Genomic DNA, 26,980 nt, shown 5'->3' on the forward strand with positions numbered 1-26,980 from the left:
CCGGTTGCGGTAATCCGGCGTCAGTCGTCCTTCGGGTCACGCGGCAATTCGACGCGGAACGTCGTCCCCTGCCCGAGGGAGGTCTCGACGCTGACGGTTCCGTCGTGCGCTGCAACCAAAGCCGAAACGATGGACAGGCCGAGACCGGCGCCCCCGGTCTCACGGGTGCGAGAGGTGTCGGCGCGGTAGAAACGCTCGAAGATCCGCGCGGCATCCTCGTCACTCAAACCCTGACCGGTATCCGAAACCTCGACCACCGCGGAGTTCTCGGTCGTACCGACACGAACGGTGACCTGCGCATCCGGCGGAGTGTGTTTGATCGCGTTGCCCACCAGATTGGCAACTACCTGACGCAGCCTGGCCTCGTCACCCTGCACTTCGGGCAGGCCTGGGCCGCCGGTCATCTGAAGTTCGACAGTTCGATCCGGTGCGATCGCTCGTGCCGCCTGTACCGAATCCGCCGCAACTGCAAGCAGATCCACTGGCTTGTTCTCGAGTGGACGCTGTTCGTCGAGTCTTGCCAGCATGAGAAGATCTTCGACCAGAAGTCCCATCCTCGACGCCTCGCCCTCGATCCGGTTCATCAGCGTTTCCGTATCCGTCATGGCGCCTTGGCGATACAACTCGGCGAACCCACGAATAGTCGTCAAGGGTGTGCGCAACTCGTGGCTCGCGTCGCCGACAAACCTACGCATCTTCTCCTCGGAACGCCGTGCTGATTCCTCCGAAGCCTCGGTCGCGGCAAATGCGTGTTGAATCTGCGCGAGCATTCCGTTGAGCGCCACCGACAATCGGCCGACCTCGGTGCGGTCGTCACGCTCCGGGACCCGTCGATGAAGGTCGCCGGCGGCAATGGCAGCGGCAGTTTCCTCAACCTCGACCAGCGGACGAAGGCTCCGACGAACCACGAAATACGCTCCGCCGCCCAAGATCAGCAGGACAACCAGGCCGATGCCGAGTTGCAGGCCGACCAGGTCGTCGACGGTCTGTTCGATATCCGTCAGTCGCACACCGATAGTCGTGGTCGTGCCGTCGCGAACCGTCGTGAGCACGCGCCAGTTCACGTCCGAACCGTCGCTCGATCCGACGGTGATCGGGCCGTCGGTGGAATCTTTCGACAGGTCGGGTTCGGTTGTCGTCGACTTGTCGTTGAGAGTGAACACCTTCCCGTCCGGGGTCACCGTCCGAACGAAGAAGGGACTGGGCGGACGAGTTTGCGGACCGACATCGCTGGGTGGCTGCAAATCTCTGGTGTGCGGCTTTGCCCAGCCGTCGACCGCCTCGTACAGCGTTTTGTCGGTTCGCTGGGTCAGTGAATTCTCGAGAGCAGAAGTGACCGCGACGCCAGACGCCAACAGACCCAGCGCCGCCAACACCAGCAAGGCCGCAACCAGGGTGAAACGCAGCGGCAGTGAATGGAGACGGAAACGACCTCTCTTCTGCAGTTGGTCGCTTTCCGCGGCGGCGATCATTGCCGCGGTTCACGCATCACGTAGCCGACCCCACGCAATGTGTGAATCAGCGGCGTCTCCCCCGTATCCACCTTGCGCCGCAGGTAGGACACGTAGGACTCGACAACTCCGACCTCCCCGCCGAAGTCGTAGTTCCAGACGTGGTCGAGAATTCGAGGCTTACTGAGAACCGTCCCGGCGTTGACCATGAAGTATCGGAGCAGTGTGAACTCGGTGGGTGAGAGTGCAACCAACTCGCCCTTCTTCCAGACCTCGCGGGTGTCGTCGTCGAGTTCGATGTCGGCGAACTTCACCCGCGGCGACTGCTCCGGTGCGACCCCGCGGCCGGCGCGGCGCAGGATGACCCGCAACCTCGTCACGACCTCTTCGAGGCTGAACGGCTTGGTCACGTAGTCGTCCGCGCCGAGGGTCAGGCCGCTGATCTTGTCGTCGAGCGAATCCTTCGCCGTCAGAAACAGGACCGGTGCGTCCACACCGTCGGCACGGAGACGTCGGAGCAGACCGAAGCCGTCCATCCCGGGCATCATGACGTCGAGAACAATCGCGTCGGGACGGAATGTCCGTGCGACGTCCAGGCCTTGGGCTCCGCTCGAAGCAGTCGCCACCTCGAAACCCTGGAATCGGAGGCTCACGGAGAGCAACTCCACGATGGTGGGTTCGTCGTCGACGACGAGGATGCGGGCTTCGGGGGTCTTGTCGGTCACGAGAACCATCTTCTCCCCTGCCACTGGATTCTCGCTGTATGTTCCCTGGGAGCTTCCTGTGAACGGCTGAGTGCAGGTGAAAAGCTCGGTGCAGATGAAAAGCTGGGGTGCAGGTGAAAAGCTGGGGTACAGGCCCACGAACCGGAAGGATGCGGCATGTCACTACCTCCACTGTGGAACATGGAATGACTGTGGAACATGGAATGCTTGACCTGGCGTATTCCTCTGTTCACCAACAACTCCGATCCCGGCGAGGATCCCGGCTTCGCGCCACCGGAGTCTTGGGCACAAGCCCTCGCGGCTGTAGCCCAAGATCTGCGTTGCCTGCGATTCGGAGCTGAAGTTGTTGTCGATCGTCTGATCTGGGAATTTTCGATCAACAGCGACTACAACGTCACGATCGGCTGGCAAGGCGCACGTGACATCGGCGGATTCAGCTACTTCAACGCACTGTCGATGGATACTGCATTCGCGGACGCTGCGGTGTGGGTCGCCGATATCGTTCAGACCAAATTGGCCGGATACGACTTCGTTCAGTGGCCGAGCCGAGGGCGCCATCTGCTTGTCCCTCGACTTCGAGACGGGGAACCGGTGTGGATGGATCCGCACGGCGATGTGACGATCAGTCGTATCGGCGAGTTGTGCAAAAATTCGACGAATTATGCAGCAACGTAGCCCAGTTCAAATCGCTCAGCTCTACGGTTCGGTGGCGTCCGCGCTGGTCGGCGGTGTGGTAGCCGCGTACGCAGTGGCCGAGTCCCGAGTTGACGACTTCTCGTTCTCCGACGACGGCCTCACCTCGGTGGTGATCACGCCGCAGTGGGCGGGAGCAACTGCCGCTGTGGTTGCGGTGGTCGGTGTTGCGCTACTACATCGCTGGGGACGTGGCGGACTCGCGAGTGTCTTCGCCGCAGTTGGCGCCCTCGTCATCGCGTTACCAGCATTCGTCCCTGTCTCCGCCTCGATATCGGTGACCCTGAACGCAATGGGAGCCGGCACTTTCCTCGCGGCGGCGGCATATCCGACGAAGAGTCACCGCGCAGCACAAATTGCTCTCGCACTCGGGGTGACCGCGACGACCCTGTACTTCGGCGCCGCAGACTTGTGGCGCGATCGCGTCGCAAGGTGGTCGCTCACACTTCCGGGCGATACCTACCCCGTGCCGTCCACGGTTCCCGTCTGGATACTGCTCGCTGCAACCCTTCTGGTAGCCGGAGTCGCCTTGGTCGCACGATCAGGTCAAGAGACGGACGACGTCGACACACGCCTGGCGACTTTGGGAGTTGTTCTGCCCCTGGCATTCACGGCCCTGTATGCATGGTTGGGCTCGACGCCGACATCGCATGGGTCCTGGGTGACGGCGGTAGTGATCGCGGTTGCCGTTACCGTCGCACTGGCTTGGCGTTTGCCGCAACACGACGCCCGCTTCATACTCGCCGGACTCGCAATCGGCGCGGTTTCGATCAGCTCGATTTCCTTTTCATCCGACTGGACTTGGGCGGTGCCCGCGGTGGGTGCTGCCCTGGCGCTGGGCGTCGCCGTCGGCTGGAAAAGACCGATGCCCCAACTCGGGCTGGGACTCCTTGCCGTGACCGCACTCTCGGGATTGCTGGATGCCGCCCTGACCACGGTTGCCTACGTCTTCGTCCTCCCACTTGCGCTGGGACTGGCCGTCGCGTCATGCATGCCTGTTGCCGTCGGAGCAGTCGCGAGCGGGTCCGTACTTCCCTTCACTCTTACCTTGTTCTCGGTTTCAGCGACCTTCCTGGACCCTGTCTCGCAGGAATTCGGGTGGTCGACCGCTCCGCTCGAGGAACACGGACCGGCCGCCGTGACCACGCCGATTCCATTGACTGTTCTCGCTGCGACGGCGACGATCGTGGTGGCCATGTCGACCATCCATCTGAAGAGAGTTCGAACGGCTGTGGTGACCTAAATCGCCAGCTGATCGGGTCGGAACGCAGAATTCTGTTGCTATGGTTGGGTGGTCAACGACGACATCCGGACGAGCGCACCGTACCCGGCCAGCGAAAAGACGGTGCCTTGGGAGTTGTTCACCATGGCATGGATCGTGCTCGTCATTTCCGGACTTTTCGAAGCTGTCTGGGCTACCGCGCTGGGTAAGTCCGACGGATTCAGCAAGATGTCACCCACCGTTGTCTTCATCCTCGGCCTGATCGTCAGTATGGCCGGCCTCGCGTATGCAATGCGCACCCTTCCCATCGGAACTGCGTACGCGGTCTGGGTCGGCATCGGCGCCGCCCTGACCGTCGGATACGCGATGATCACCGGTGCGGAGTCCACGTCGGTCGTCAAGATTCTGCTGATCCTCGGCATCGTCGGTTGTGTGGTCGGTCTGAAGGTCCTTCACTGACCGGCGATCCTGATGAGTGTTTGTGTGTTACCGGTTACAGTTAACGCATGAAACTGCTGGAGATGCTCACGCTTCCCCTACGCGCGGGCATTGCAGCCGCAGAGATCAGTTTGGGTATCGCCGAGCTGACGGTGACTACCGTCCGTATCGCCGTCGGTAATACCGGTGCCGTGACGGCGGGTGCTGCAGGCTTGGCCAGCCCTCGCGGACCCATGCAGATGATCCAGCAGTTGTCATCGCTTACTGCAGACGATCGGCCCATCGGGCAGGCCTTGGCCCCCGGTGGGCCGCTCGATCGCCTTCTCTCACCCGGCGGCCCGGTCGACAAACTGACTGCACCCGACGGCACTCTCGAACGACTTCTCGCTCCCGGCGGACCACTCGAAAGACTTCTTGCCCCCGGCGGACCGCTGGATCGGGTGCTCGCCGAGAACGGCGCTTTGGAACGGTTGCTCGCCCCGGACGGTCTCCTCGACCGAATGATGGCGGAGGACGGTCCGCTGGAACGCCTGACCGCACAGGACGGTGCCGTCGAACGCCTGACTGCCAAGGACGGTGTCATCGATCGCGCACTGGCCGAGAACGGCATCCTCGAAACGCTCTTGGCGGAGAACGGCGCCTTCGAACGGCTCATCGCCGAAGGCGGCCCGCTTGACCAGATCGTTGCACTGTCCGATACGTTGACTTCGCTCGCTCCCAACCTCGAGAGAATGAGCGCCAGCATCGAGGTACTGCAGGAAACAGTCGGAATCCTCAGTGCTGCAGTCGGTCCACTCGGAGAACTGGCCGGCAAGCTTCCCAATCGCTGGCTCAAGAGCAAGGGCGAACGCCCAGGGCCGGACCTTCCGATCGAATCGGCATAACAAACGGTTACTCGCCGATTACGTGGTCAGTTGTTGATCACGATGTTGAGATTGATGATGATTCCGCCGAAAGTCAGAATCGTGTTGGCCAAGCCAACGGTCATTCCACTGTTCAGAGCCGCGATCAGTCCGTTCATCGTCGTATCCCCTTCACTGTCTGCGGGTTACGCGTACAAGATTGTGCGCTGGCGCTGACAATAGGCCAAGTTCGCGACCTGCGCGCCATTGCGGAGAAAACTTGTACCGCGGTCGCAGTTTCCGCGTTAACTGTTGCAGGACAACGCAATTCCATTCTCGGCGCACTACCCGCAAATGACTGAACCAAACATCACGATTAGGCATACGTATCCCACCCGCATAACCGTCTGCCCCACCAGACACTTGTCCACCCAAACAGAGTGCACAACAGTTAGTCCGGTGCAACAATAAGACGAATCGGACATGCCTGCGACGTGATGGGGAAGGGTGGTTGAGACAATGACGGCGCCGCGCATTGCCAGAGAACACCGCGGCCCTACCGGGGGCCGAAATTCTGCGTCGCAGGACAGCCTGGACGCCGCCTCGGACGCCCTGCAATCGCTGTACGCGCACCTCGATCCACATGCCCAGGCCGAGCAATTTCTCGAACAGGTCTGCAAACACGCCGTCGATCTCATCGCCGACGCCGACATGGCCGGAATTACCATCGGCGGTTCGGATTCGACATTCCGAACCGTAGCCGCCACCCACCAACTTGTTCGCACCGTCGACTCGATCCAATTCCGACTGGACTACGGACCGAGTGTGACGTCGTCACGCACGGGCACGGTTGTACGTGCGCATGCCAGCGAAGCCCACAGCCGGTGGCCTCAATTCGCAAGCGCGGCAAAAGCAGTCGGCGCCGTCAGCTTTCTGTCGATGCCATTGCCCGGTAGAGATCGCCCACTGGGAACCCTCAATCTCTACAGCCATGACCTCCGAGGTTTCACCGGCGCCGACGTGGCATTGCTCCAACTGTTCGCCGTCACCTCGTCCTACGCACTGCACAGCTCGCAGCGCCTCGACATCGCCAGAAAGCACGCGATGGACCTCGAGCGTGCACTCGAATCGAGAGGCGTCATCGAACAGGCCAAGGGCATCATCATGGGCACCCACCGCGTCGACGCCGACCGCGCCTTCCGCATCCTCATCCAGGACTCACAGCGCAGCAACGTCAAACTGCGAGTGATCGCCCAGCAGTACATCGACGGCGCGATCGATCCGCGCCAGGCCACGAACAAGCCTGAGACCAACTGAACCCGGCAAACACAGCATCTCCGCAAACACAGTGCTTCGGCAAACACAGAGGCACCCACCAGAATCTTGGTGAGTGCCTCTACTTTCGGAGCCTCCTGTCGGGATTGAACCGACGACCTTTCGCTTACAAGGCGAGTGCTCTACCACTGAGCTAAGGAGGCGAAGACCGACGCGTTGCCGCGACTGACTTTGCGGAGCCATCATATCCAAGCCGTCACGGTGGCCGCGCCCGGGTCACGTTAGATAGCGTGGGCCCCATGCGCAACTCCCACTCCGCCCCCTGATGGCGAAATTCACCGAAGCACTCACACGCCTGACGGGAAACCGCCAAGCCACCGTCGACACGGTCACGTCGGCTCCCGCGCCGCTACAACCGATCGACCTCACAGACGACGCCGTCGTCGCAGAAGTTCTGGACCTGGCGGTTCGGGTCGGCGAAGTCCTCCTCGCCTCCGGGACCGCGGCCATGGACACGGCGGAGCAGGTGCAGTTCATCGCCGCCACCTACGGCCTTGCTCAGTGTGACGTCGACGTCACTTACAACTCGATTGTGCTCTCTGCCTATCGCGGCCCGACGCGTCCGCCGGCGAGCACGATGCGCATCGTCCACTACCGCTCGATGGACTTCACGCGGCTGGCGGCTGTCGACCGTCTGACGCGTCGTATCCGCCGTGAGGCGATCACACCGGACCAAGCGCACGACGCACTCACAGCCATCACGACGGCGCCGCACCCGTACAACCGATGGACCGCGACCATGGCCTGGGCAGCGATGGCGGCTTCGGTCTCCGTCCTGCTCGGCGGCGGGTTCCTCGTTGCCACAGTCGCGTTTCTGACGACGATGGTGATCGATCGGGTCAACCGCGTACTGAACCGGTTCGGATTACCGTTCTTCTTCCAGCAGGTTGTCGGTGGTCTCATCGCGGCTGCGCCCGCCGCGACGCTCTATACCTTTCAAGATCAGCTGGGGATCAGTATCCGGCCGTCGCTGGTGATCGCGGCCGGCGTGGTCGTCTTGCTGTCGGGGCTGTCTCTGGTGGGCTCGGTCCAGGACGCGATCATGGGCGCTCCGATCACGGCCGTCGCGCGATTCTTCGAAGTGGTGATGATGACGGGCGGCATCATCGCGGGCGTCGCGATCTCACTGCGAATGACCGGGATGCTGGGTTCGACGCTTCCACCGATCAACGTGGAAGTATCGACCATCACGCAGTTGCCGATCCTGATGCTCTCCGGCGCGTGTGCGTCGGTCTTCTACGCTCTTGCCTGCTACGCCGAGCGGCGTGCACTCACCGCGGCATTCCTGGGCGGCGCGGCCGGCAGCGGTGTGTCGATCTTCGTGCAAACACTCGACGTCGGCCCCGTGATCGCCGCAGCGATCGCGGCGACCGTCGTCGGTCTTGCCGGTGGTCTGATGGCTCGCCGCGCCCTGACGCCTCCGCTGGTCGTCGCGGTCGCAGGCATCACTCCCCTACTCCCCGGTCTGTCGCTGTACCGAGGCCTGTACGCGCTGCTCAACGACCAGGTACTGATCGGTCTGACTGCTTTGCTGTCGGCATTCGGTATCGGCTGCGCCCTGGCTGCTGGCGTGACGCTCGGCGAATGGGGAGCACGAACACTGCGTCGTCCACGAATCCTGATGCGCGTGGACTCGCTACGCCGACCGATGGTCCGCAAGCGCAAACGCCGCGTTCCCGTCACCGAGAAGTAAGAGAGATTCAAGCAGAAAGAGCTGGGCACCTGACGGTGCCCAGCTCTTTCGGTTCACTCGGGGGTTTCCGAGCAGTGAGAGAATCAGCTCTCGACTGCGTGCTTTCCGCCGGCAGCCTGATCAGCTTCCATTGCCTCGCGCAGGCTCTTCGGACGCATGTCGGTCCAGTTCGCCTCGACGTATTCGAGGCACGCCTTGCGGCTGTCTTCACCGAACACCACGCGCCAGCCGGCGGGGACCTCGGAAAACGTGGGCCACAGCGAGTGCTGGTCCTCGTCGTTCACCAGCACGTAGAAGCGGCCGTCTTCGTCATCGAAAGGGTTAGTGCTCATCTCGCCTCACTCGTTACGTACGTGTCTTGTGCGCCCAGACTAGCAAGCGCACCAGTTCGGTTCTGGTGGCTCAGCACCGACGCCAGAATCTCCCCCGCCCGCACTGCCACGTTCGACAGCAGCGACGACGTCAATCCGTGAGTCTGTTCTGTCCCACCCTGCAGATAGATACCGCCTGTCACGTCCTCCGTTACAGCCAGTCGATAATCCCGACTGACGTTACGCGGAACGGACGAATCCGGCACGAGTTCACCCAACAAATTGTCCAGCGGCGCCGGGGTGAAACCCGTGGCCAGAATGAGTGCGTCGCACGACAGCGTGTCGGTCAAGCCGTCGAGGTTGCTGCGGACGGCCAGTTCGATGCCGGATTCGGTCTCCACGGCACTCGTGATCTCCGAGGCCCGACGCATGAACAGTCGCCGCGGCCCGCGAACCATCTCCTGATACTCGGTGGCATAGAGCTTGTTGATCAGTTCGATGTCGACGACCGAGTAATTGGTACTGCGGTGCAGATCGAGAAGTCGACGTCGTTCCGCGGCGTCGGCGCCGTGCAGCTGATCGACGGCTTCGGGATCGAAGATGCGATTTGCGTACGGGCTGTCGTCTGCGGGGCTGTAGCCGTAGCGGGCAAAAACACTGTGGACTTCGGCGTTCGGGTAGTTCGCGTGCAGGTAGTCGACGATCTCCGCGGCACTCTGACCGGCACCGAGAACAACGAACCGGTTGTGCACGGGCTCAGGCATTGCTTCGAGGTGGAAGAGGAACTGGTGGTTGTGGAAGCACCGGGACGACGGCGTTGCCCACTCCGGGATCCGCTCTTTCAGTCCGGCGCCGACGACGATGTTGCGCGCGATCACCGTTTCACCGTCGGCTGTGCGAACCGCAAAGCGATCGACAACGCCGTCGGAGTTCTTGATGCCCTCGACCCCGTCGACGGTTGTACCGAACTGCACATCCGCGTCGACTCGTCGAGCTGCCCAGCACAGGTAGTCGTTGAACTCGTGGCGCGTGGGAAAGAAGGTCTGGTGGTTGACGAAGTCGACCAGCCGCCCCTGCTCGAACAGATACGAGAAGAAGCTGTATCCGCTCTGTGGGTTACGGAACGTCACCAGGTCCTTCGGAAACGCGATCTGCATCGTGGCACCGTCGAGCAGCATCCCGGGATGCCACGCGAACTGAGACTGCTTTTCGAAGAACCGCGCATTCACCCGATCAACGGCTGCACAATTTGCATTGTGTTCTTCGACAGCGATGGCCAACGCGAGGTTGGCCGGACCGAACCCGACGCCGACGATGTCGACCACGGCGGGTTCGGCGCTGGAGTCTCTCGGTGATTCACTCATTACAGGTAGTCCATCCCCGACGGGACGACCTGATAAGGTCGCCAATCGATGTCCCGAAGTAAGTAGCAAAGGCTACCCTTAATGAGGTGAGGGTATCAATACTGTGAGCCCCCGTATAGCGGTCGACCCCGCGGAGCGATGCGACGTATGTCATAGTTTCGCCCCTTCACTCACGTCATCCCCTTCGGCGATGGCCGCAGCCTCGATCACGTCGACCAGCTGACCTGCCCATTCACGGACCGCGCCCGCATCGACGCGGTCGGCACGGAACCCGAGAGTTGCAAAAACAGGCCCTTCGCCCACCGGCTCGTAAAAACTCAACGTCAAATCCGCATCGGGCACTCCCACCGGAATCGGTACGAGAGAACCGAAGTCGCCGAGCCCGTCCAAATCCGCCTGTTGGTGATGGATCACCATCACCTGAGGTCTCATGGACGCCGGATTACCCAGAGCCTGCTCGACATACACATACGAGACGTCCTGATTGCTCAGCGCTTCCAGGTTGCCTTCCCTCACCCGACCGAGCAATTCTGCAAACGTCGGACTACCGGACGTATCCGTGCGCAGGAGAACAACATTGAAGAAGGATCCGATCATCGGTTCGAGACGGGGATCCGACCTGCCCGCAACCAATGAACCGATCGGAAGATCGGTACCCGCCCCAGCCTTCGTGAGAACGGCTGCCAGCGCAGCCTGAAGGACCATGAACATGCTCGTCCCGGTGCGCGCAGCCAGCGCGTCGATTCTGGCGTGCAGATCCGCGTCGATGTCGACAGAGACCACGTCACCCCGAGGTTCCGAGGCATCTTCCGGCAACGGAAGATTCACACTGGTCGGTATTCCGTCGAGCGCATCCTGCCAGTACGCAAGTTGCTTCGACGCACGGCTGTCGACGTCCAGGGGGTCTCCCAACAGCTCGTCCGACCACACGGTGTAGTCGGCGTACGTCAACGCAAGCTCGTCCCAGACCGGTTGATCTCCCTGCGACCTGGCTGCATAAGCAGAGACCAGATCTCCCAGCAGCGGCACTACGGACCACTCGTCGACGGCGATGTAGTGCATGACGAGAAGCAGTGTCCGAGAGCCGTCTTCACCGAGCACCAGATGAACCCGCAACGGCGATTGCTCACGCAGATCCATCGGAAGTTGAGCCAGTTCGAACACCACTCGACCCACATCGCCGGCGCCGACATCGACCACATCGACAGTCGGCCGCACCGATTCTCTTGCCACGACGATGCCGTCGACCTCGACGAAGGTGGTCCGCAGGGGTTCGTGCCGCGACGTCACATCGTCCAAGGCGTGCCCGAGAATCTCCGGATCGATCTTCGAATTCAGGGTCAGCGCCAGCGCGTGGCTTGCTTGCGGGTGCTCGCCGGCTGCGCGGAACAACTCCCACTGACGACGTTGCGGCGCAGACAGACCCATGGTCTCCGGACGCCTCGCCGCCGGCGCCAGGACCGGGCGTCCACCCTCCGAACGCGCAACGACTGCCGCCAACTCCGCAACGCTCGGTGCGTCGAACACGTCTCGAATACTGACGTCCACGCCGAACGCTTCACGAATGCGACCGACCAGTTTCATCGAAGCCATCGAATGTCCACCGAGTTCGAAGAAACTGTCGTGGACTCCGACGCTCGGGAGTTGCAATATCTCCGCGAAGGCAGCTGCAACCGTGGACTCCACGGCAGTGCGAGGAGCAATATCACCCGCCAACTCCGACCAGTCCGGAGCGGGCAACGCCTTGCGGTCGAGCTTTCCGTTGGGCGTCAACGGGAGCGGACCATCGAGAGCGACAACCATGGTCGGAACCATGTAGTCGGGCAACGACATTGCAGCGAGATTTCGCACTGCCGTCGTGTCCACCACAGCACCGGGTTCGGGTGACACGTAACCGACCAGGCGCGTGATTTCGCCCTGCCGATCCGCGACGACCGTTGCCTGCTTCACCGAAGGATGGGCACTGAGAGCTCCGATGATTTCACCCAATTCGATTCGGAAACCGCGAATCTTGACCTGATCGTCCACGCGGCCGAGGAAGTCGATGTTCCCGTCCGAGCGCCACCGCGCTCGGTCGCCGGTGCGATACATGCGATCGCCCGCGGTGAAGGGATCGGCGATGAATCTCTGTGCCGTCAGATCGAATCGGCCCAGGTAGCCTCTCGCCAGGCCGCGTCCCGCGATGTACAGCTCGCCGGATACTCCCGGCGGAACCGGACGCAGTTGATCGTCGAGCACGTACGCCTGTTCGTTGGGGTCTGGGACTCCGATGGGCACAGCACCGTTCCAACCGGGTTCCGCCTGCCACAGTGTGTTGTTCACCGTGGCTTCGGTGAGTCCGTACGCAGCAAGCAAATTCAGCCGCTCCGCCCATCGCCCGATCAGCTCGGGCGGAACCGTCTCGGTTCCGACCAACACCGTGCAACCCTGCGGTACTTCACATCCCGCCGGCAGGGCGGCCAGCAACGAGGGAGGGATGATTGCATGAGTCACGCGATTGCTCGTCATGAAATCGGTCAACGCCGGGCCGGCCACTCGTGCGCTCTGCGGCACGATCACCAGGGCGCTGCTCGTGCACAGAGCCATCGCCAATTCGAATACCGCAACGTCGAAGCCGACCGAAGCGAACTGCATCACCACCGAACCCGGTACCAGTCGCATCCGAACCTCGGCTGTGGCAACAAGACTCGGAATACCGTCATGAGAAAGGACAGCGCCCTTCGGCTTGCCGGTCGATCCCGAAGTGTAGATGACATAGGCCGCGTGGTTGACGCCAACTGGTGGCCTGGGAGTTTCGACGATCACTGCCTCTTCCAGTTCCGCACGTATCAGCGGATCGTCCAAGAGGATTCGCTCGACGCCGACCACATCCTCGATCCGCGAGCTTTCCTCCGAGGTGGACAGCAGTACCGAGGTGCGAGAATCAGTGAGCATGTAGGCGATGCGCTCGCTCGGGTGGCTCAGATCCAGGGGTAGATACGCTGCCCCCAGCTTGAGCACGGCGAGGACCGACGCGACCATTTCCACCGAACGCGGGACGGCAAGTCCCACCACGTCTTCGACCGAGACCCCGCGCCGATACAGCACGCCGGCTATCCGATCACATTGCTCGGAGAGCTCGCGGTACGTGGCCTGCCCCGCCTCGTCGCGCACCGCAATCGCCTCGGGTGTAGCAGCGACCCCACGCGCGAAGGCGTCGTAGAACGTTTCCTCCGGCACGTCGACGGCGGTGTCGTTGAACGAGGTGACAACCTGTTCGAGTTCGCCGGGCAAGAAGATGTCGATGTCGCCGATCTCAATGTCGGCCGATTCCACGACTGCCGCGATCACCGATTCCAATCGGTTCGAAATTCGCTGTGCTGTTTCGCGATCGAAGAGGTCGCTGCCGTATTCGAGTCGGACGTCGATGCAGCCTTCGTCGCCGAGGTACTCGGTGAAATTGAACACCAGATCGAACTTGGCTGTGTACTCCTCGAGTTCGAACGGATCCCCGCCCATCTCCTCGCGGCTGTGATAGCCGACCATGACCTGGAACAGCGGGTTGCGTGCCAAGGTGCGCGACGGATTGAGGCGTTCCACCACAGTTTCGAAGGGAACATCGGTGTTGGCGAAGGCCTCGAGGTCTCCCTCGCGAATGCGATCCACCAACTCCCGGAACGTCGGGTTACCCGACGTATCCGTGCGCAGCACAATCGTATTGACGAAGAAGCCGACCAAGTCGTCGAGCCCCTGTTCACTACGTCCGGCTACGGGAGCGCCGAGGGGAAGGTCCTCACCCGCTCCGAGCGCAGTCAGCAACGCCGCCGACGCCGCGTGCAGGACCATGAACATCGAACTCTGGCTCTCGCGCGCCAGATCTCGCAGTGCGGCAGTTGTGTCCACACCCAACCGTGTTACCACTGCGCCACCGGAGAAACTCGGTCTGGCCGGTCGGCTCCGGTCGGTGGGAAGCAGCAGTTCTTCGGGGGCTCCGTCCAAACTCTTCGCCCAGAAGTCCAACTGCGTGCTCAGGACACTCGACGGATCGTCGGCGCTGCCGAGCAATTCCCGTTGCCACAGGGTGTAGTCCGCGTACTGAACCGGTAGCGGTTCGAACGCTGGCTCCTCGCCCTGAATCCGAGAGGAGTAGGCAGACATCAGATCGCGCAGGAACGGCCGATCGGACCATTCGTCCGTTGTGATGTGATGCAGGACGATCACGACGATTACGGCACCGTCTACTCGGATCAGACGGGCGCGAATCGGAATCTCGTTCGAAAGGTCGAACGGACGGCCCACTGCCACTGCAACTTCACCGGCGACTCCGGATTCCCGTGAATGAACTGTCTCGACCGGAACCGTCGCCGATTCGAGAATTATCTGTTCCGGTGTTCCGTCCACCAACCGGAACACCGTACGCAAGGATTCGTGTCGCCCAACGACGTCACCCAGCGCCGCGGCGAAGACGTCCGCGTCCAATGCACTGTCCAAGCGGAGCACGATCGGGAAGTTGTAGGCCGCGGAGTTCTCTTCCATCTGTCCGATCAGCCACAAACGCTGTTGAGCGGCAGAAAGTGGAAGGTGGTCCGGCCGCGGCTTCGCTACCAGCATCGGTCGCGTCGATCCCTGCTCGACCACAATGCGTTCCGCGAGTTCCGCGACGGTCGGCGCTTCGAAGAGATCACGCATGGTCAGACTGTTCGGAATGGCGATCCGAGCTCGACTGATCAGTTTGGTGGCCAGAAGCGAGTGCCCACCGAGGTCGAAGAAGTTGTCGTCGACACCGATGTCGTCCACATCGAGTACGTCGGAGAAGAGCTCACAGAGAACCTCTTCCGTGTGGTTCCGCGGTGCAATCAACTCCCCACTCCGCTCCCCCAGCACCGAATCGGCCGTGGGCAGTGCCTTGACGTCGAGCTTGCCGTTGACGGTCATCGGTAGTGACTCCACCTCGATCACCACGGCCGGAACCATGTAGTCGGGTAGGAGAACTCGCGCCTGCGCGCGGTAGTCGTGCACGGCGCCGAGTTGCACGGGTGTCACGTAGCCGACGAGCCTCTTGACTCCGCCCGCCCCGACGTCGACCACGACCGCTGCTTGCCGCACGTGCTCGTCGGATTCGAGAACGGAGACGATTTCGCTCGGCTCGATGCGGTGACCTCTGATCTTCACCTGGTCGTCGGTGCGGCCAAGGAAGTCCAGGTTGCCGTCAGCGCGTCGCCGCACCAGATCCCCGGTGCGGTACATACGTTCTCCGGTCCCGGCCGGATCTGCGACAAAGCGCTCGGACGTGAGCGCAAAGCGTCCGAGGTAGCCGCGAGCCAAACCGGCTCCGGCAATGTACAGTTCGCCGGCAACCCCGTCGGGGACCGGTCGCAGCCAGCCGTCGAGAATGTGCGCCGTGGTGTTCCAGATCGGCTTGCCGACCGTCGGGGTGTCACTGTCGGTCGTTCCGCCGCCGAGAGTGTTGATCGTGTATTCCGTCGGACCGTAGAGGTTGTAGCCCACGGTTCCCTCGGTCTCGCGCAGCCTGTTCCACACCGAATCCGGAACGGCTTCACCGCCGAGTAGGACCAGCGGAGGACGGTGTTGTCCCACACCGTCGTCGAGCAACCCGCTGTCGATCAGGTGCGTCGCGTAGGTCGGTGTCACGTTGACGACGTCGATTTCCTGTGCGTCGCAGTATGCAACGAGCGCCTCGGCATCACGACGCAGATCCTCGTCACAGATGTGCACCTCGTGACCTTCCACGAGCCACAGAAGTTCCTCCCACGACATGTCGAAGGCGAAGGACACGGTGTGCGCGATCCGCAGGCGCCGGCCCGTCGCGGCGATCACCGGTTCGAAGATCGCCTCGCGGTGGTTGAACTGCATGTTCGTCAAGCCGCGGTAACCGGTGACCACGCCCTTGGGCTTGCCGGTCGAACCGGAGGTGTAGATGACGTACGCGGGGTGGTCGAGCCGATGCGGTGCTCCCGGGGCGAATGCTCCGAGTTCCGCCGCGGAGAGTGCCCGCGCCGAGATCGTCAGTCGCCTTGCCGCAGTGTCCGGCTCGTCGAGCACGATGGTCCGAATGTCCGCGGTGCGGACGTCCGCGCCTTCGAATTTCGGTGCGGCGGCGACAGTCGTCAGCAACACGACCGGATCTGCGTCGTCGATCATCACGGCCAACCGTTCGGCCGGATGGTCGAGTTCGAGGGGTAGGTAGGCAGCGCCCGTGCGCAATACGGCGAAGAGCGCGACGACCATGTCCACCGAGCGCGGCAGACCAAGAGCCACGATCTTTTCCGGCCCGGCGCCGTAGTTGATCAGCAACCGCGCCATCCGATTGATCTCGCCGTCGAGATCGGCGTAGGTCATCCGACGCTTCCCGAACACGAGTGCCGTGTCGTTCGGTTGCGCCGACGCCACCTCTTCGAACAGGTCGGCAATGGTGCGCTCCGGCAACTCTCGGATCTGCGTCTGCTGCGCTACCGCGGGAGTCGGCGTCGCAACGACCGAACCTGTCATATCCTGCGACCAACTCTGGAGAAGGTCGACGAAGTGACCGAGCAGATCCTCGGCTCGGCGCGCGGTCACCAGATGCGGATGGAACTCGAACTTGACGTTGACGGTGGTACCCGGGGTGACCACCACAGTCAGCGGATAGTGCGTGTGATCGATACTGTCGCTGCCGCTCACGTCGTGTGCGGCATTGAGTGCGTCGACTTGCTTCTCGTCCACGAAGTTCTGCAGGACCATCAGCACGTCGAACAGTTGACGATGCTCGGAAACACGCTGGATCGAGGCCAATCCGAGATAGTCGAACGGCATCAGCGAAAGTCGATCCGCCTGAGTGCGACGAAGAAGTTCCTCGACGCTCTCGTTCGGATCCAGTTGCAGCCGAACGGGAACGGTGTTGAGGAACATGCCCACCACGGTGTCGATTCCCGGTACCTCCGGCGGCCTTCCGGCAACCGTGGAGCCGAAGACGACGTCCTGTCGACCGGTGGCCGACGCCAGCACCATAGCCAGCGCTGCGTTGAGTACCGTGTTGAACGTGACGCCGGATGCGGCAGCGCGCTCACGCAATGCACGCGAAAGCGGTTCCGACAGAACCGCATCGCGGCGATCCGGAAGCTGAGGTTCGACGCCGGGCGCAGGCTCCGCAACAAGCGTCGGCTCCTCGAGTCCTGCGAGCGCTCCGCGCCACACCGCGTCAGCGGCTGCACCGTCGCGGTCGGCCAACCAGGCGAGGTAGGCCTCGAACGACCCCTCGGGTTCGCCAAATGCGCTGTCGTCCCCGCCGGTGTCGTACAGCGCCAGAAGCTGGCTGACGACAAGGCCGTTGGACCAGCCGTCCCACAACAGGAACTGCCTGTTGATCACCAGTCGATCATGTCCGCCGGGCAGATGCAGCACGCTCATACGCCACAGCGGCGGCGCGGTCAGGTCGAATGGAGTCACTCTGTCTTGGGCGGCGACGGCCTCGGCGCGCTCACGAGCAGCCGAGTCGTCGAGTTGACGGAGATCGTGGACGGCGACGGGAACATCGAGTCCCGCACTGAAGAACTGCACGGGCTCGTTCAGTCCTTCGCTCACGAATCCCGCTCGCAACGTGGGATTTCGTCGTTGAAGTGTCCGGGCGGCCGCAGCCAACTTGTCGACATCGAGGGTGTGCCCGAAATCCATCGAGAACTGTGCCGTGTAGATGTCTCCACCACTACTGCTGTCGCTGCTGCCTGCGTAGCCGGCTTGGAAGTACAGGCCTTCCTGCAACGGTGAGAGTGGGAGGATGCTGCTGACACCGGCCGGGCTCGCGTCGGCTATCGCGTCGATCTCGGCCTGACTCAGGTCGAGCAACGGCACATCGGACGGGGTCAGGATGGGAGGCCCGTCATGCTCCGCGGCCGCAGCCGCCAGATCGCCGAGCGCCGAAACCCAGCCGTCGGAGAGTGACTGCGCATCCTCCTCGGACAAATCTTCACTTGCCCAGGCGAAGTCGGCACGGAGTTCCGAATCCACGCTGACGACATTCACGATCAGCCGATACGGACCTCCCATGTCTGCGTCGGGATCGGTGGACATGGCTTCGGATTCCGCTGCCAGGGACCATGCTGTCGATCCAGCTGTCGTCGTACGTCCGAGATAATTGAACAGGATCTGAGATTCGGAGCGCCCCGCCAATCTCGATGCCGTACGTGCATTCACGTACCGCAACATCCCGTAGCCGATACCGCCGTCCGGAGCCGCCCGCAGGCTCTCCTTCACCTCGCGCAGCGTGTCCACCGGGTCGGTTCCGCCGAGCAGTCGCATCGGGGCAATCGTGGTGAACCAGCCGACTGTTCGCGACAGATCGGTCCCGGGTACCAATTCCTCGCGGCCGTGCCTTTCGAGATCGACCAGCAGTTCGCGCCCACTGCGACCGGTGGAACGACGCCAGCGCTCGACCGACATCACCAACGCAGCCAACAGAACATCCGTTCCCTCGGCACCCAGCATTGCCGCAACCGTTCCGAGTGCCGCCTCGGAGATTGCTCCGTCCACCGTGACCGTGCGCCTCGCGCCTCCGGATACAACGGCATAGCTCGCGGTACCGGGGATCAACTCCGCGCCCGGAGCGGTCACGGTCAACCAGTGATCGAGTTCGGCAAATCGATGAGCACTGCTTGCGTGTTCGGCCACCGTGCGGGAGAAGGTACGCAGCGAAGTTCCGACGGCGTCCAATGCTGCGGGCTCTCCGGCCTCGACGGCCACCCAGGCCATCGCGAGATCCTCGAGCAGGGTTCCCCACGAAACCCCGTCCACGACCAGATGGTGCGCGACTATCGCGAGTCGGCCCAGATTATCAGCGCCACAATCGAACCAGACCACCGAGACCATCCGTCCTGCAGACGGATCCAAACGACTGGTCGCACACTCGGAACGTTCGGTGATGAGCGTCCGCAACTCGGTGTCATCCAGTCCCCGAGCATCAACGCGTTCGACAAGGTTCGCTGCCCGGATACTGCCGGGTTCCTCGATCCGCGCCGACCACATTCCGCGGTCATGTCGGATCAAGGTTTGGCGAAGTCCGTCGTGGTGATCGAGCACGGCCTGCAATGCGCCGGTGATCAAATCGAGAGATGTTGCCGGAGAGTGGATCAGAACTGCCTGGTTGAAGCGATCGGTACCACCCGTCCATTCGGACAAGCGGTGCACCACCGGCAGCGGAACCAGCTCACCCACGCCGATGTCGGCCGTGACGGTGGCAACCGACGTGGCGACATCACCCACCGCTGCGGCGATCGCAGCGGGAGTGCGCAATTCGAAGATCTGACGCGGGGTCAGTACTACCGAATCACGACGAGCCAGGTTGACCAGTCGGATCGCCAGGATACTGTCGCCGCCGAGAGTGAAGAAGTCGTCGCGTGCCCCGACGCGTGGCAGGCCGAGAACTGTCGCGAAATGCCTGGCGAGCAGGTCGGCAACGCCCGAGGAAACTACTCCCGTCGTTTCGCCCACCTGTGCCGCGAAATCCGGTGCCGGTAGGGCTTTTCGGTCGAGCTTGCCACTCGGGCTCAGCGGCAACGACTCGAGCCGCACGAACGCGCTTGGCACCATGAACTCCGGCAGCACCGACAACAACTGCCCTCGAACCGCAGCGTCATCAGCATCTCCGACCAGATAGGCGACCACCTGTGCGCGGTTACTCGGACCGTCGGTTCGGACGATCACGGCACTTGCCGAGACTCCGGGGCACAATGCCAACTGCGCTTCGATTTCACCGAGCTCGATGCGGAATCCACGAACCTTCACCTGCTCGTCGACACGGCCGAGGTACTCGAGAACGCCGTCGGCATTCCACCGCACGATGTCACCGGTCCGGTACATCCGCGAGCCGCCGTCGCTGTACGGATTCGCCACAAATCTTTCGGAGGTCAATCCCCCACGTCCGTTGTAACCACGCGCCAGTTGTGGTCCAGCCAGATACAGCTCACCGGTGGCACCGGCCGGAACGTTCTGCAGATACGGATCGAGAACGAACAGGCCGGTATTGACGGCGGGTGCGCCGATCGGGACACTGACCGCGTCTGCCGGAGTTTCCTGCACCGACGGCTGCCAACTGACGTCGACGGCGGCCTCGGTGGGGCCGTAGAGGTTGTCCACCAGAACGTTCGGCAGGATCTCGGCAACCTTGCGTGCAACGTGAACGGGCAGTGCCTCACCGCTGCAGTTGACGATCTCGAGGGAAGAGCACAGTGCTGCTTTCGGCTCCGCAAGAAAAACTTCCAGCATCGACGGAACAAAATGCACTCGGGTCACGGAATGTTCGACGATGACGTCGGCCAGATAGCCCGGATCCTTGTGCCCGTCCGGCTCGGCCATCACCAGAGTTGCCCCCACCAGGAACGGCCAGAAGAATTCGGGGACGGAGACGTCAAAACTCGACGGGGTCTTCTGCAGCATCCGGTCGGAGAAGTCCAGCGGACGTATCTGCTGTGCCCAGAGCAATCGGTTGACCACACCCTCGTTGGTGACCACAACGCCTTTGGGACGACCGGTCGAACCCGAGGTGTAGATCATGTACGCGGCATCGGCGGGCGATCCTGGGACACTCAGCGGTTCGGCTGGGAACTGCGCGGACTCCGATACCGTCACCCGCGGAACCGAACCCGAATCGAGTGAAGAATCTTCCGACACCACGACGCACACCGGATCGGCGTCGTCGAGCATGTACGTCAGCCGCTCCGCCGGATAGCCGGTGTCGAGCGGAACGTATGCTCCCCCGGCCTTCCCGATGCCGAGTATCGCAACCATCAGATCGACCGAGCGCGGCAAGGCAACCGCTACCAACGATTCGCGTCCGACGCCACGTTCGTGCAGCAGATGCGCAAAACGATCAGCGCGAGAGTGAAGTTCGGCGTAGGTCAACGACTCTTCACGGAAGATCACTGCGGTGGCTTCGGGCGTACGCCCGGCTTGATCCTGCAGCAACTCGGTCAGCGTTGCGCGCGGCCGATCCAAGGCCGTGCCGATGCTACCCGGCTGTGCGGGTGCCAGCGCGATCCGGCCGATGACCTGGTCGAGATCGCGAGAGAGCTCGGTGAGTACGACTGCGAGAGCTTCGGCCAGCGACGCAGCGGCATCGCCGTCCACCTGAGCAGCGTCGTACTTCAATTCCAACGCCAATTGATCGCCGGGGACGACGATCAGGGTCAGCGGGTAGGCCGGTCGCTCGTCGAATCGAATTCCCGTCAGTCGCACCGAGTTCGTCGGATCAGCGATTGCCGTGTCACCGAGTGGATAGTTCTCGAACACGACCAGTGATTCGAAGTTCTGCTCCAGTCCGCCGGTCCGCCGCAGTTCCGGTAGCCCCAGGTACTGATGGTCGAGTAGTTCCGATTGTTCCCTCTGCCAACGAGAAAGTGCTTGCGCAGCTGTCTCTGCCGGGTCGAACCGCAACCGCGCCGGCACAGTGTTGATGAACAAGCCCACCATGGACTCGATGCCGGGCAGGTCTCCACCGCGTCCCGATACGGTTGATCCGAACAGCACGTCTGTTCGGCCGGTCATTCGGCCGAGCACCAGTCCCCAGGCGCCGTGCACGAGCGTGCTCAGCGTCAAACCGTGGGAGCGTCCGGTGGTCGACAGCGCGCGAGTATCACTGGCGGACAGCCCGACTCGGGTAGCATGGACACCGCTGCTGCCCGCGCTCGGCGCGGGAAGTTCGACCGCGGGCCCGGGAGAGTTCAGTGCTTTTCTCCACACCGCTGCCGAAGCCTCGTGATCGTGGCCGGCCAACCATTCGAGGTAGCTGCGGTACGGCGCCGGACCCGGAAGCACCACGCCGGAATCGGCAACGCTGTACGACGCCATCAGCTCCCGCAGCATCACCGGGACCGACCATCCGTCTGCGACCGCGTGGTGAATCGACTGCAGCAGAAGGTACTTCTCCGAAGAGGCACGGAGCAGTGTGTAACGGACGAGCGGCGGCTGCGCGAGGTCGAACCCGCGCGCGCGGTCGGCGGAAAGCAGTTCATCCACGTCGGCGCCGGCATCCGTGACTACTGCCATCTCCACGACGACGCTCGGGTGCACCACCTGCACGACCCGGCCGTCGCCCAGGACCGAGAATCCGGTGCGCAGCGCCTCGTGTCGATCCACGACGGATTGCAGCGCACGGCGCAGAGCCGCGCTGTCCACGGCGCCGGTCAGCTCCACGACCTGTTGCACGACATACTGATCAGCCCCCGGATCGGCAAAAGCCGAATGGAAGTAGATCCCTTCCTGCAACGGAGTGAGCGGGAGAATCTCTTCTGCCTTCGGCAACCCGTCCACATCGGCCTGAGTGAGCGCCACCAGAGGGTAGTCGGACGGTGTCGCGCCGCCGAAGGCTGCGAGCCCGGACACGGCCTTGAGCGAGTCCAGCCACAACCGCGCAAACCTGTCGATATCGCTACGCAGGAAGATATTCGACGCCCAGGTCAGAGTGGCCCTCAGTCGTGGCCCACCGGCCGCTTCCTCGGCTACGACGTCGACAGACAACGCGTGACCCAACGGCATGGACGGATCGGCAGCGCCGTCCATCGACACCGGGAACCAGTCCCCCTCTGCAACTGCAGTGCGCCCCAGATAGTTGAGCACCACCTCGGGTGCTGCGACGCTGCGCAACTGATCCGAGCTGCCGAGGTATCGCAATGCGCCGTACCCGAAGCCTGCGTTCGGGACGCGTCGAAGTTGCTCCTTGACGCTCTTGAGAACCACCGCCAACTCACCGCTTGCTTCGAGATCCGGAGCGGCTGTATCGATTTCGAGTGCAACCGGGAATACCGTGGTGAACCATCCGACAGTACGTGTCAGGTCGACGTGCGCAGCGCCGTCACCGCGAACGATGTCTTCGTCGCGTCCGTGCCCTTCCAAGTCGATCGTCACCGATGAGGCACCGCTCCACTTGCTCAGCGCAACGGCCAATGCGGTGATCAGCACTTCGCTCACGTCGGCCCCGAATGCCCGTGGGACACTGCCCAACAACCGATCGGCGAGTTCCGGAGGCAGGGTGATCGATCGCGCCGCGGCGGTGCGCGCGAGGTCAACTGTCGGGTCGAGTGCCCGACGGCCGAGAGGTGACTGTTGTGCGGAAGTCACCGAGTCCCAGAACTCGATCTCCGAGTCCAGTCGCCCGGCTCCGACCGCCTCCGAAACGAGTTCGGCGTACCTTCTCACCGACGTGCCGACCGGAGCGAGTGAGGGTTCGTCGCCCTGTATCGCTGCGATACCCGCGCGCGCAAGGTCTTCGAGGATGATGCGCCAGGAGACACCGTCGACGACCGCGTGGTGGATGACGAGCAACAGTCTTCCGGGACCGGTCGCAGTGGTGAAAAGAACAGCACTGACCATCGTGCCGTCTGCCGGGTTCAGACGCCTGACGGCTCGCTCGGTCTCGGCGACGATCAGCGGTCCGCATTCTTCGAGCGGCACCGGTAATGCACGGGTCTCGAAGACCACAGCCAATTCGTTGGTGGCCGGAACAAGCAGCGATCCTTCGGAAGTCAACTTCGCACGAAGTCCATCGTGGCGTGCCACCAGGGCATCGAGCGCCGCCTCGACATGCTCGGACGTCAAAGCTGACGGAGTCTGAATCAGCGCTCGCTGATGGAAGGTTCGTGCTACGTCCGGCGTCCCGAGGGCCCTGGCAGCGATGGGCGTCGTGGCTACGTGGCCGATCGGTTCGTCCGAATGATCGACGATCTCAGCCGTTCGGCCGGATTGGGCGCGTGCCATCGCCTCGGCGGTGCGCAGCTGAAACACTTCGCGTGGACTGATCGACAAACCGGCTGCACGAGCCGCGGTCACGAGCGAGATCGCGACGATGCTGTCACCGCCCAGTGCAAAGAAATCGTCGGTCACGCCAACCGATTCGAGACCTACCGCCGACGCGATCAACGTGCAGAATTGTTGTTCGACTTCGTTTCTCGCGGCGACGTGTGCACTCAGTTCGGCGAGATCGGGCTCAGGAAGGGCTCGACGGTCGAGTTTGCCGTTGGCCGTGAGCGGAAACTCGTCGAGGACAGTGACGGTGGTCGGGACCATGTAGTCGGGCAGCTTGCTCGCCGCCCACTCGCGAATGTCCTGTGAGTCGACCGCAAGGTTCGTCCCCGACGCTGCACTCACGTACGCGGCGAGATACTTTGCACCTGTGGGTGCTTGACGCACCAGAACTGCCACGTGGCGCACTCCGGGGTGTGAGATCACGGCGGCTTCGACGTCTTCGAGTTCTAGGCGCATGCCACGAATCTTCACCTGATTGTCCGTGCGCCCCAGGAAGTCGAGGGTGCCGTCGGCGGTCCATCGGGCCAAGTCACCGGTGCGATACATCCGGGATCCGGCCAAATCTCCGGAAACAAAGGGATCCGCGAGAAAACGAGACGCGGTCAACGCCGACGCGCCCACATATCCGCGCCCCAGTAAGAAGCCCGCTGCGTAGAGTTCGCCGCCGGTGCCGACCGGAACCGGCTGCAGGTCACCGTCCAACACGTACAGGCGAGTGTTGGGGTTCGGGCGCCCGATGGATGTGGCAATTCGTTCCGCGTCCTCGCGGTAGATCACATGGGAGACACCGATAGTCGCTTCCGCCGGCCCGTAGCCGTGATACAGCGTCGTGGACAGTTGGGCACGGAACCGATCGAAGAGTTCAGGCGTGAGAACCTCACCGCCGCACCACACGTGCTTCAACGAATCGAGCTGATCGGTCTCGTTCGCCAGATCCAGAAGGATGTCGAGCATCGACGAAACCAAGTAGACAAAAGTGACCGATTCTCCGGCGATCAGGTCGAGCAAGTATTGCGGGTCGCGTTCCCCCTCTGGCTTCGCGATCACCAATCGACCGCCGGAGACGAGCGGGAGCAGGATCTCGTTGATCGAGATGTCGAACGAGAGTGGGGCTTTGAACAGAGAGGCATCGCCGGACCCGAACCCGAGAATCCGCTCCCGCTGCCACAGCAACCTTGCGCAGATTGCCTCGTGGCGGATCATGGCGCCCTTCGGACGTCCGGTCGAACCGGACGTGAAGATGACGTACGCGAGTTGGGCACCGTGAATACGAATGCCAGAGGTCATTATCTCGGACAGGTCCGAAGGCCCGTCCTCGTATGCCCACGCGGAGAGATCGACCAATACGGAGTCGTCTACGCCGTCCGAGGTGAGCACCAATGTGGCACCGGCATCGGTGAGTACCGATTCGCGGCGCTCTGCGGGCCAGGACGGATCCAGTGGCACGAAGGCGCCGCCGGCGCACATGACGGCCAACAACCCCACCACCATCTCGGCGGATCTCGGAAGGCCGATCGCCACAACGGTTTCGGGTGCGACACCGCGAGAGATCAAGTGCGCGGCGAGCTGCGATACCCGACTTTCGAGCTCGCCGTAGGTCAGCCGAACGTTGCCGTCGACCACGGCGACGGCGCCCCGATCGGCCGAGAAGCTGCTGCGCAACAAATCCGGCACCGTCGTCACGGGCTGCGGTTCTGCGGTGTCGTTCCACCCATGGAGAACGAGTTCACGCTCCGCGGGCGACATGGGGTCGAGTGCCGAGATCGGAAGCTGCGGCTCGGCCACGAATCGATCGAGGAACTGTTCGATTCTGGCGGTGTGATCGGCCAACTCCCTGTCGAATCCGGCCGGGGCGCGGACGTCGATCTCGATCGGTTCCCCGTCCTGACCACCGCGCACGCTCAGATCCAGGTCACTGACCCGACCGGTCACCGAATTACGCACGCGCACCGGGCAACCGCCGAAGGTGAGTGTGTGTTCGAACATCATCGAGTTGATGCCAGGACCGAAGACCTGGCGGTCGGGATCGATTGCTCGCACGTCGCGTGCGAGATCTTCTCCCCGGTACCGCCCGTGCTTGAGTATCGAGATCAAGGCGGTGTCGAGACGAGTTGCCAACTGGCCGATGGTTTCCGAGCGTTCGACCCGAATACCGAGCGGCAGAATCGTCGACGCCATCGAGGGAGTGCGCCGCATGTCGCGACCCACCCGAGCGGCCATCGGCACCGAGACGACAACGTCGTGCTGTCCGGTGGTTCGTGCAATGTACGCGATCAGCGCAGCCATGGGCAGGCGAGTTCGCCGAATCCCGGCGTCGGCGGCATAGCGATAGAGCTGCGCTGCACGATCGACGTCGAGCGTGAGCATCGCCGCGATCGGCGGCAGCGAATCATCCACCTGCCCATGCAAAATCCGCGTCGCTTCCGGTCCTGATTCAACTCGTTCGACCCAGTACTGACGGTCGAGCAGGAACCGCGGAGAGTTCCGGTATTCCAGATCGGCCGCCACCACCGCATCGAGCGACCACACCGGCGCCGCAGTCTCGAGGTTCGGATTGTCGTACCGCTCGGCTACGTCGGCGACGATGAGCGAGATGCCGTACCCGTCGACCACGCTGTGGTGATAGCGCTGATACCAGATGACTCGGTCGTCAGCAGTTCGCAGAAGCACCTGGCGGAACAGCAGATCGTCCGCACCGAAGACCCGAGCCATATCGGTGTCCATCCACGACTGCGCAGTCGAATCGGGATCCGCCTCGGCGCGAAGGTCGAGAATTTCCACGTCCCAGCGCGCATCCGGAATCGGCACCTGGATCAGCTGGTTGTCAGCATCCGCCCGAAAGTGCACGAACAGCGCTTCGACGCGTCCGACTGTGGCCTTGATCGCCGCTGCCGCGCGCTCGACGTCGATCGTCCCGTCGACCTCGACGACAAGTCCGATGTTGTACACCGGACTGCTCGGATCGACGTTCTGAGCAACCCACACCTCACGCTGAGCGGCCGTCGCCGGGAGCGCTGCGTCCAGATCGCCACCGCCCGATACAGACGGGTGAGCTACCTGAGAGTGGTCAGACATCGACAAATCCGATCATCGTCGTTCATGCTCATCGAACGACGAACACCCTCGCAAGTTTAGG

11 protein-coding genes, 1 tRNA gene and 1 riboswitch are annotated in these 26,980 nt (G+C 62.7%); of the genes, 6 read left to right on the forward strand and 6 right to left on the reverse strand.

The features are described 5' to 3' along the window. Positions 1-20 precede the first annotated feature (20 nt). Together CPI83_RS24305 and CPI83_RS24310 are read right to left on the reverse strand one after the other, a co-directional pair. Positions 21-1,472, reverse strand: coding sequence for a HAMP domain-containing sensor histidine kinase (locus tag CPI83_RS24305; RefSeq protein WP_097387836.1), 1,452 nt, complete (start codon positions 1,470-1,472; stop codon positions 21-23). Next, entirely contained in the window at positions 1,469-2,185 is a 717-nt protein-coding gene (locus tag CPI83_RS24310) for a response regulator transcription factor (RefSeq protein ID WP_007734368.1), read from the reverse strand. Before CPI83_RS24310 ends, CPI83_RS24305 begins: the two co-directional genes overlap by 4 nt. A gap of 198 nt (positions 2,186-2,383) precedes the next feature. Here CPI83_RS24310 and CPI83_RS24315 point away from each other — a divergent pair, with 198 nt between their 5' ends. The 5 genes from CPI83_RS24315 (at position 2,384) to CPI83_RS24335 (ending at position 6,688) form a co-directional block, all read left to right on the forward strand. After that, the gene (locus tag CPI83_RS24315) at positions 2,384-2,851 is read left to right on the forward strand and encodes a hypothetical protein (protein ID WP_232816798.1); all 468 of its coding nucleotides are present in this window, start codon (positions 2,384-2,386) and stop codon (positions 2,849-2,851) included. Next, positions 2,838-4,112, forward strand: coding sequence for a hypothetical protein (locus CPI83_RS24320; RefSeq protein WP_097387837.1), 1,275 nt, complete (start codon positions 2,838-2,840; stop codon positions 4,110-4,112). The genes CPI83_RS24315 and CPI83_RS24320 overlap by 14 nt, the downstream gene beginning before the upstream one ends. Positions 4,113-4,155: 43 nt before the next feature. Further along, a riboswitch (guanidine-III (ykkC-III) riboswitch) is annotated at positions 4,156-4,221 on the forward strand. Between the two features lie 14 nt (positions 4,222-4,235). After that, positions 4,236-4,550 carry a multidrug efflux SMR transporter gene (locus CPI83_RS24325; RefSeq protein ID WP_020906330.1) on the forward strand — a complete coding sequence of 105 codons (315 nt, stop codon included), beginning with the start codon at positions 4,236-4,238 and terminating at the stop codon, positions 4,548-4,550. A 47-nt stretch (positions 4,551-4,597) separates the two neighbouring features. Continuing rightward, positions 4,598-5,413 (forward strand): hypothetical protein, encoded by an 816-nt coding sequence (locus CPI83_RS24330; protein ID WP_019747018.1) that lies wholly within the window; start codon positions 4,598-4,600, stop codon positions 5,411-5,413. Positions 5,414-5,890: 477 nt separating this feature from the next. Continuing rightward, positions 5,891-6,688 (forward strand): GAF and ANTAR domain-containing protein, encoded by a 798-nt coding sequence (locus tag CPI83_RS24335; protein ID WP_020968516.1) that lies wholly within the window; start codon positions 5,891-5,893, stop codon positions 6,686-6,688. 89 nt (positions 6,689-6,777) lie between these two features. Here the strand turns inward: CPI83_RS24335 and CPI83_RS24340 are convergent. After that, a tRNA-Thr gene (locus tag CPI83_RS24340) sits at positions 6,778-6,849 on the reverse strand. A 122-nt stretch (positions 6,850-6,971) separates the two neighbouring features. On the opposite strand from CPI83_RS24340, the gene CPI83_RS24345 reads away from it, so the two are divergent. Next, positions 6,972-8,399 carry a threonine/serine exporter family protein gene (locus CPI83_RS24345; RefSeq protein WP_019747016.1) on the forward strand — a complete coding sequence of 476 codons (1,428 nt, stop codon included), beginning with the start codon at positions 6,972-6,974 and terminating at the stop codon, positions 8,397-8,399. Between the two features lie 83 nt (positions 8,400-8,482). Here CPI83_RS24345 and CPI83_RS24350 read toward each other — a convergent pair whose 3' ends face one another. From CPI83_RS24350 to CPI83_RS24360, 3 genes are all read right to left on the reverse strand, one after another. Next, on the reverse strand, positions 8,483-8,731 hold the full coding sequence (locus tag CPI83_RS24350) for an MbtH family protein (RefSeq protein WP_003945538.1): 249 nt from the start codon (positions 8,729-8,731) through the stop codon (positions 8,483-8,485). Further along, positions 8,728-10,074, reverse strand: a complete 1,347-nt coding sequence (locus CPI83_RS24355; RefSeq protein WP_019747015.1) for a SidA/IucD/PvdA family monooxygenase — start codon at positions 10,072-10,074, stop codon at positions 8,728-8,730. Before CPI83_RS24355 ends, CPI83_RS24350 begins: the two co-directional genes overlap by 4 nt. A gap of 150 nt (positions 10,075-10,224) precedes the next feature. After that, complete coding sequence (locus CPI83_RS24360; protein WP_097387838.1) at positions 10,225-26,919, reverse strand: non-ribosomal peptide synthetase; 16,695 nt, start codon at positions 26,917-26,919, stop codon at positions 10,225-10,227. Between the last annotated feature and the right edge of the window lie 61 nt (positions 26,920-26,980).

The sequence above is a fragment of the Rhodococcus sp. H-CA8f genome (assembly GCF_002501585.1).
Lineage (GTDB): Bacteria > Actinomycetota > Actinomycetes > Mycobacteriales > Mycobacteriaceae > Rhodococcus_F > Rhodococcus_F erythropolis.

What these genes read in the sequence shown, in the direction of transcription:
- CPI83_RS24305 (WP_097387836.1), bottom strand. Translation starts at nt 1,472, where the DNA reads ATGATCGCCGCCGCGGAAAGCGACCAACTGCAGAAGAGAGGTCGTTTC.
- CPI83_RS24310 (WP_007734368.1), bottom strand. Translation starts at nt 2,185, where the DNA reads ATGGTTCTCGTGACCGACAAGACCCCCGAAGCCCGCATCCTCGTCGTC.
- CPI83_RS24320 (WP_097387837.1), top strand. Translation starts at nt 2,838, where the DNA reads ATGCAGCAACGTAGCCCAGTTCAAATCGCTCAGCTCTACGGTTCGGTG.
- CPI83_RS24325 (WP_020906330.1), top strand. Translation starts at nt 4,236, where the DNA reads ATGGCATGGATCGTGCTCGTCATTTCCGGACTTTTCGAAGCTGTCTGG.
- CPI83_RS24330 (WP_019747018.1), top strand. Translation starts at nt 4,598, where the DNA reads ATGAAACTGCTGGAGATGCTCACGCTTCCCCTACGCGCGGGCATTGCA.
- CPI83_RS24335 (WP_020968516.1), top strand. Translation starts at nt 5,891, where the DNA reads ATGACGGCGCCGCGCATTGCCAGAGAACACCGCGGCCCTACCGGGGGC.
- CPI83_RS24345 (WP_019747016.1), top strand. Translation starts at nt 6,972, where the DNA reads ATGGCGAAATTCACCGAAGCACTCACACGCCTGACGGGAAACCGCCAA.
- CPI83_RS24350 (WP_003945538.1), bottom strand. Translation starts at nt 8,731, where the DNA reads ATGAGCACTAACCCTTTCGATGACGAAGACGGCCGCTTCTACGTGCTG.
- CPI83_RS24355 (WP_019747015.1), bottom strand. Translation starts at nt 10,074, where the DNA reads ATGAGTGAATCACCGAGAGACTCCAGCGCCGAACCCGCCGTGGTCGAC.
- CPI83_RS24360 (WP_097387838.1), bottom strand. Translation starts at nt 26,919, where the DNA reads ATGTCTGACCACTCTCAGGTAGCTCACCCGTCTGTATCGGGCGGTGGC.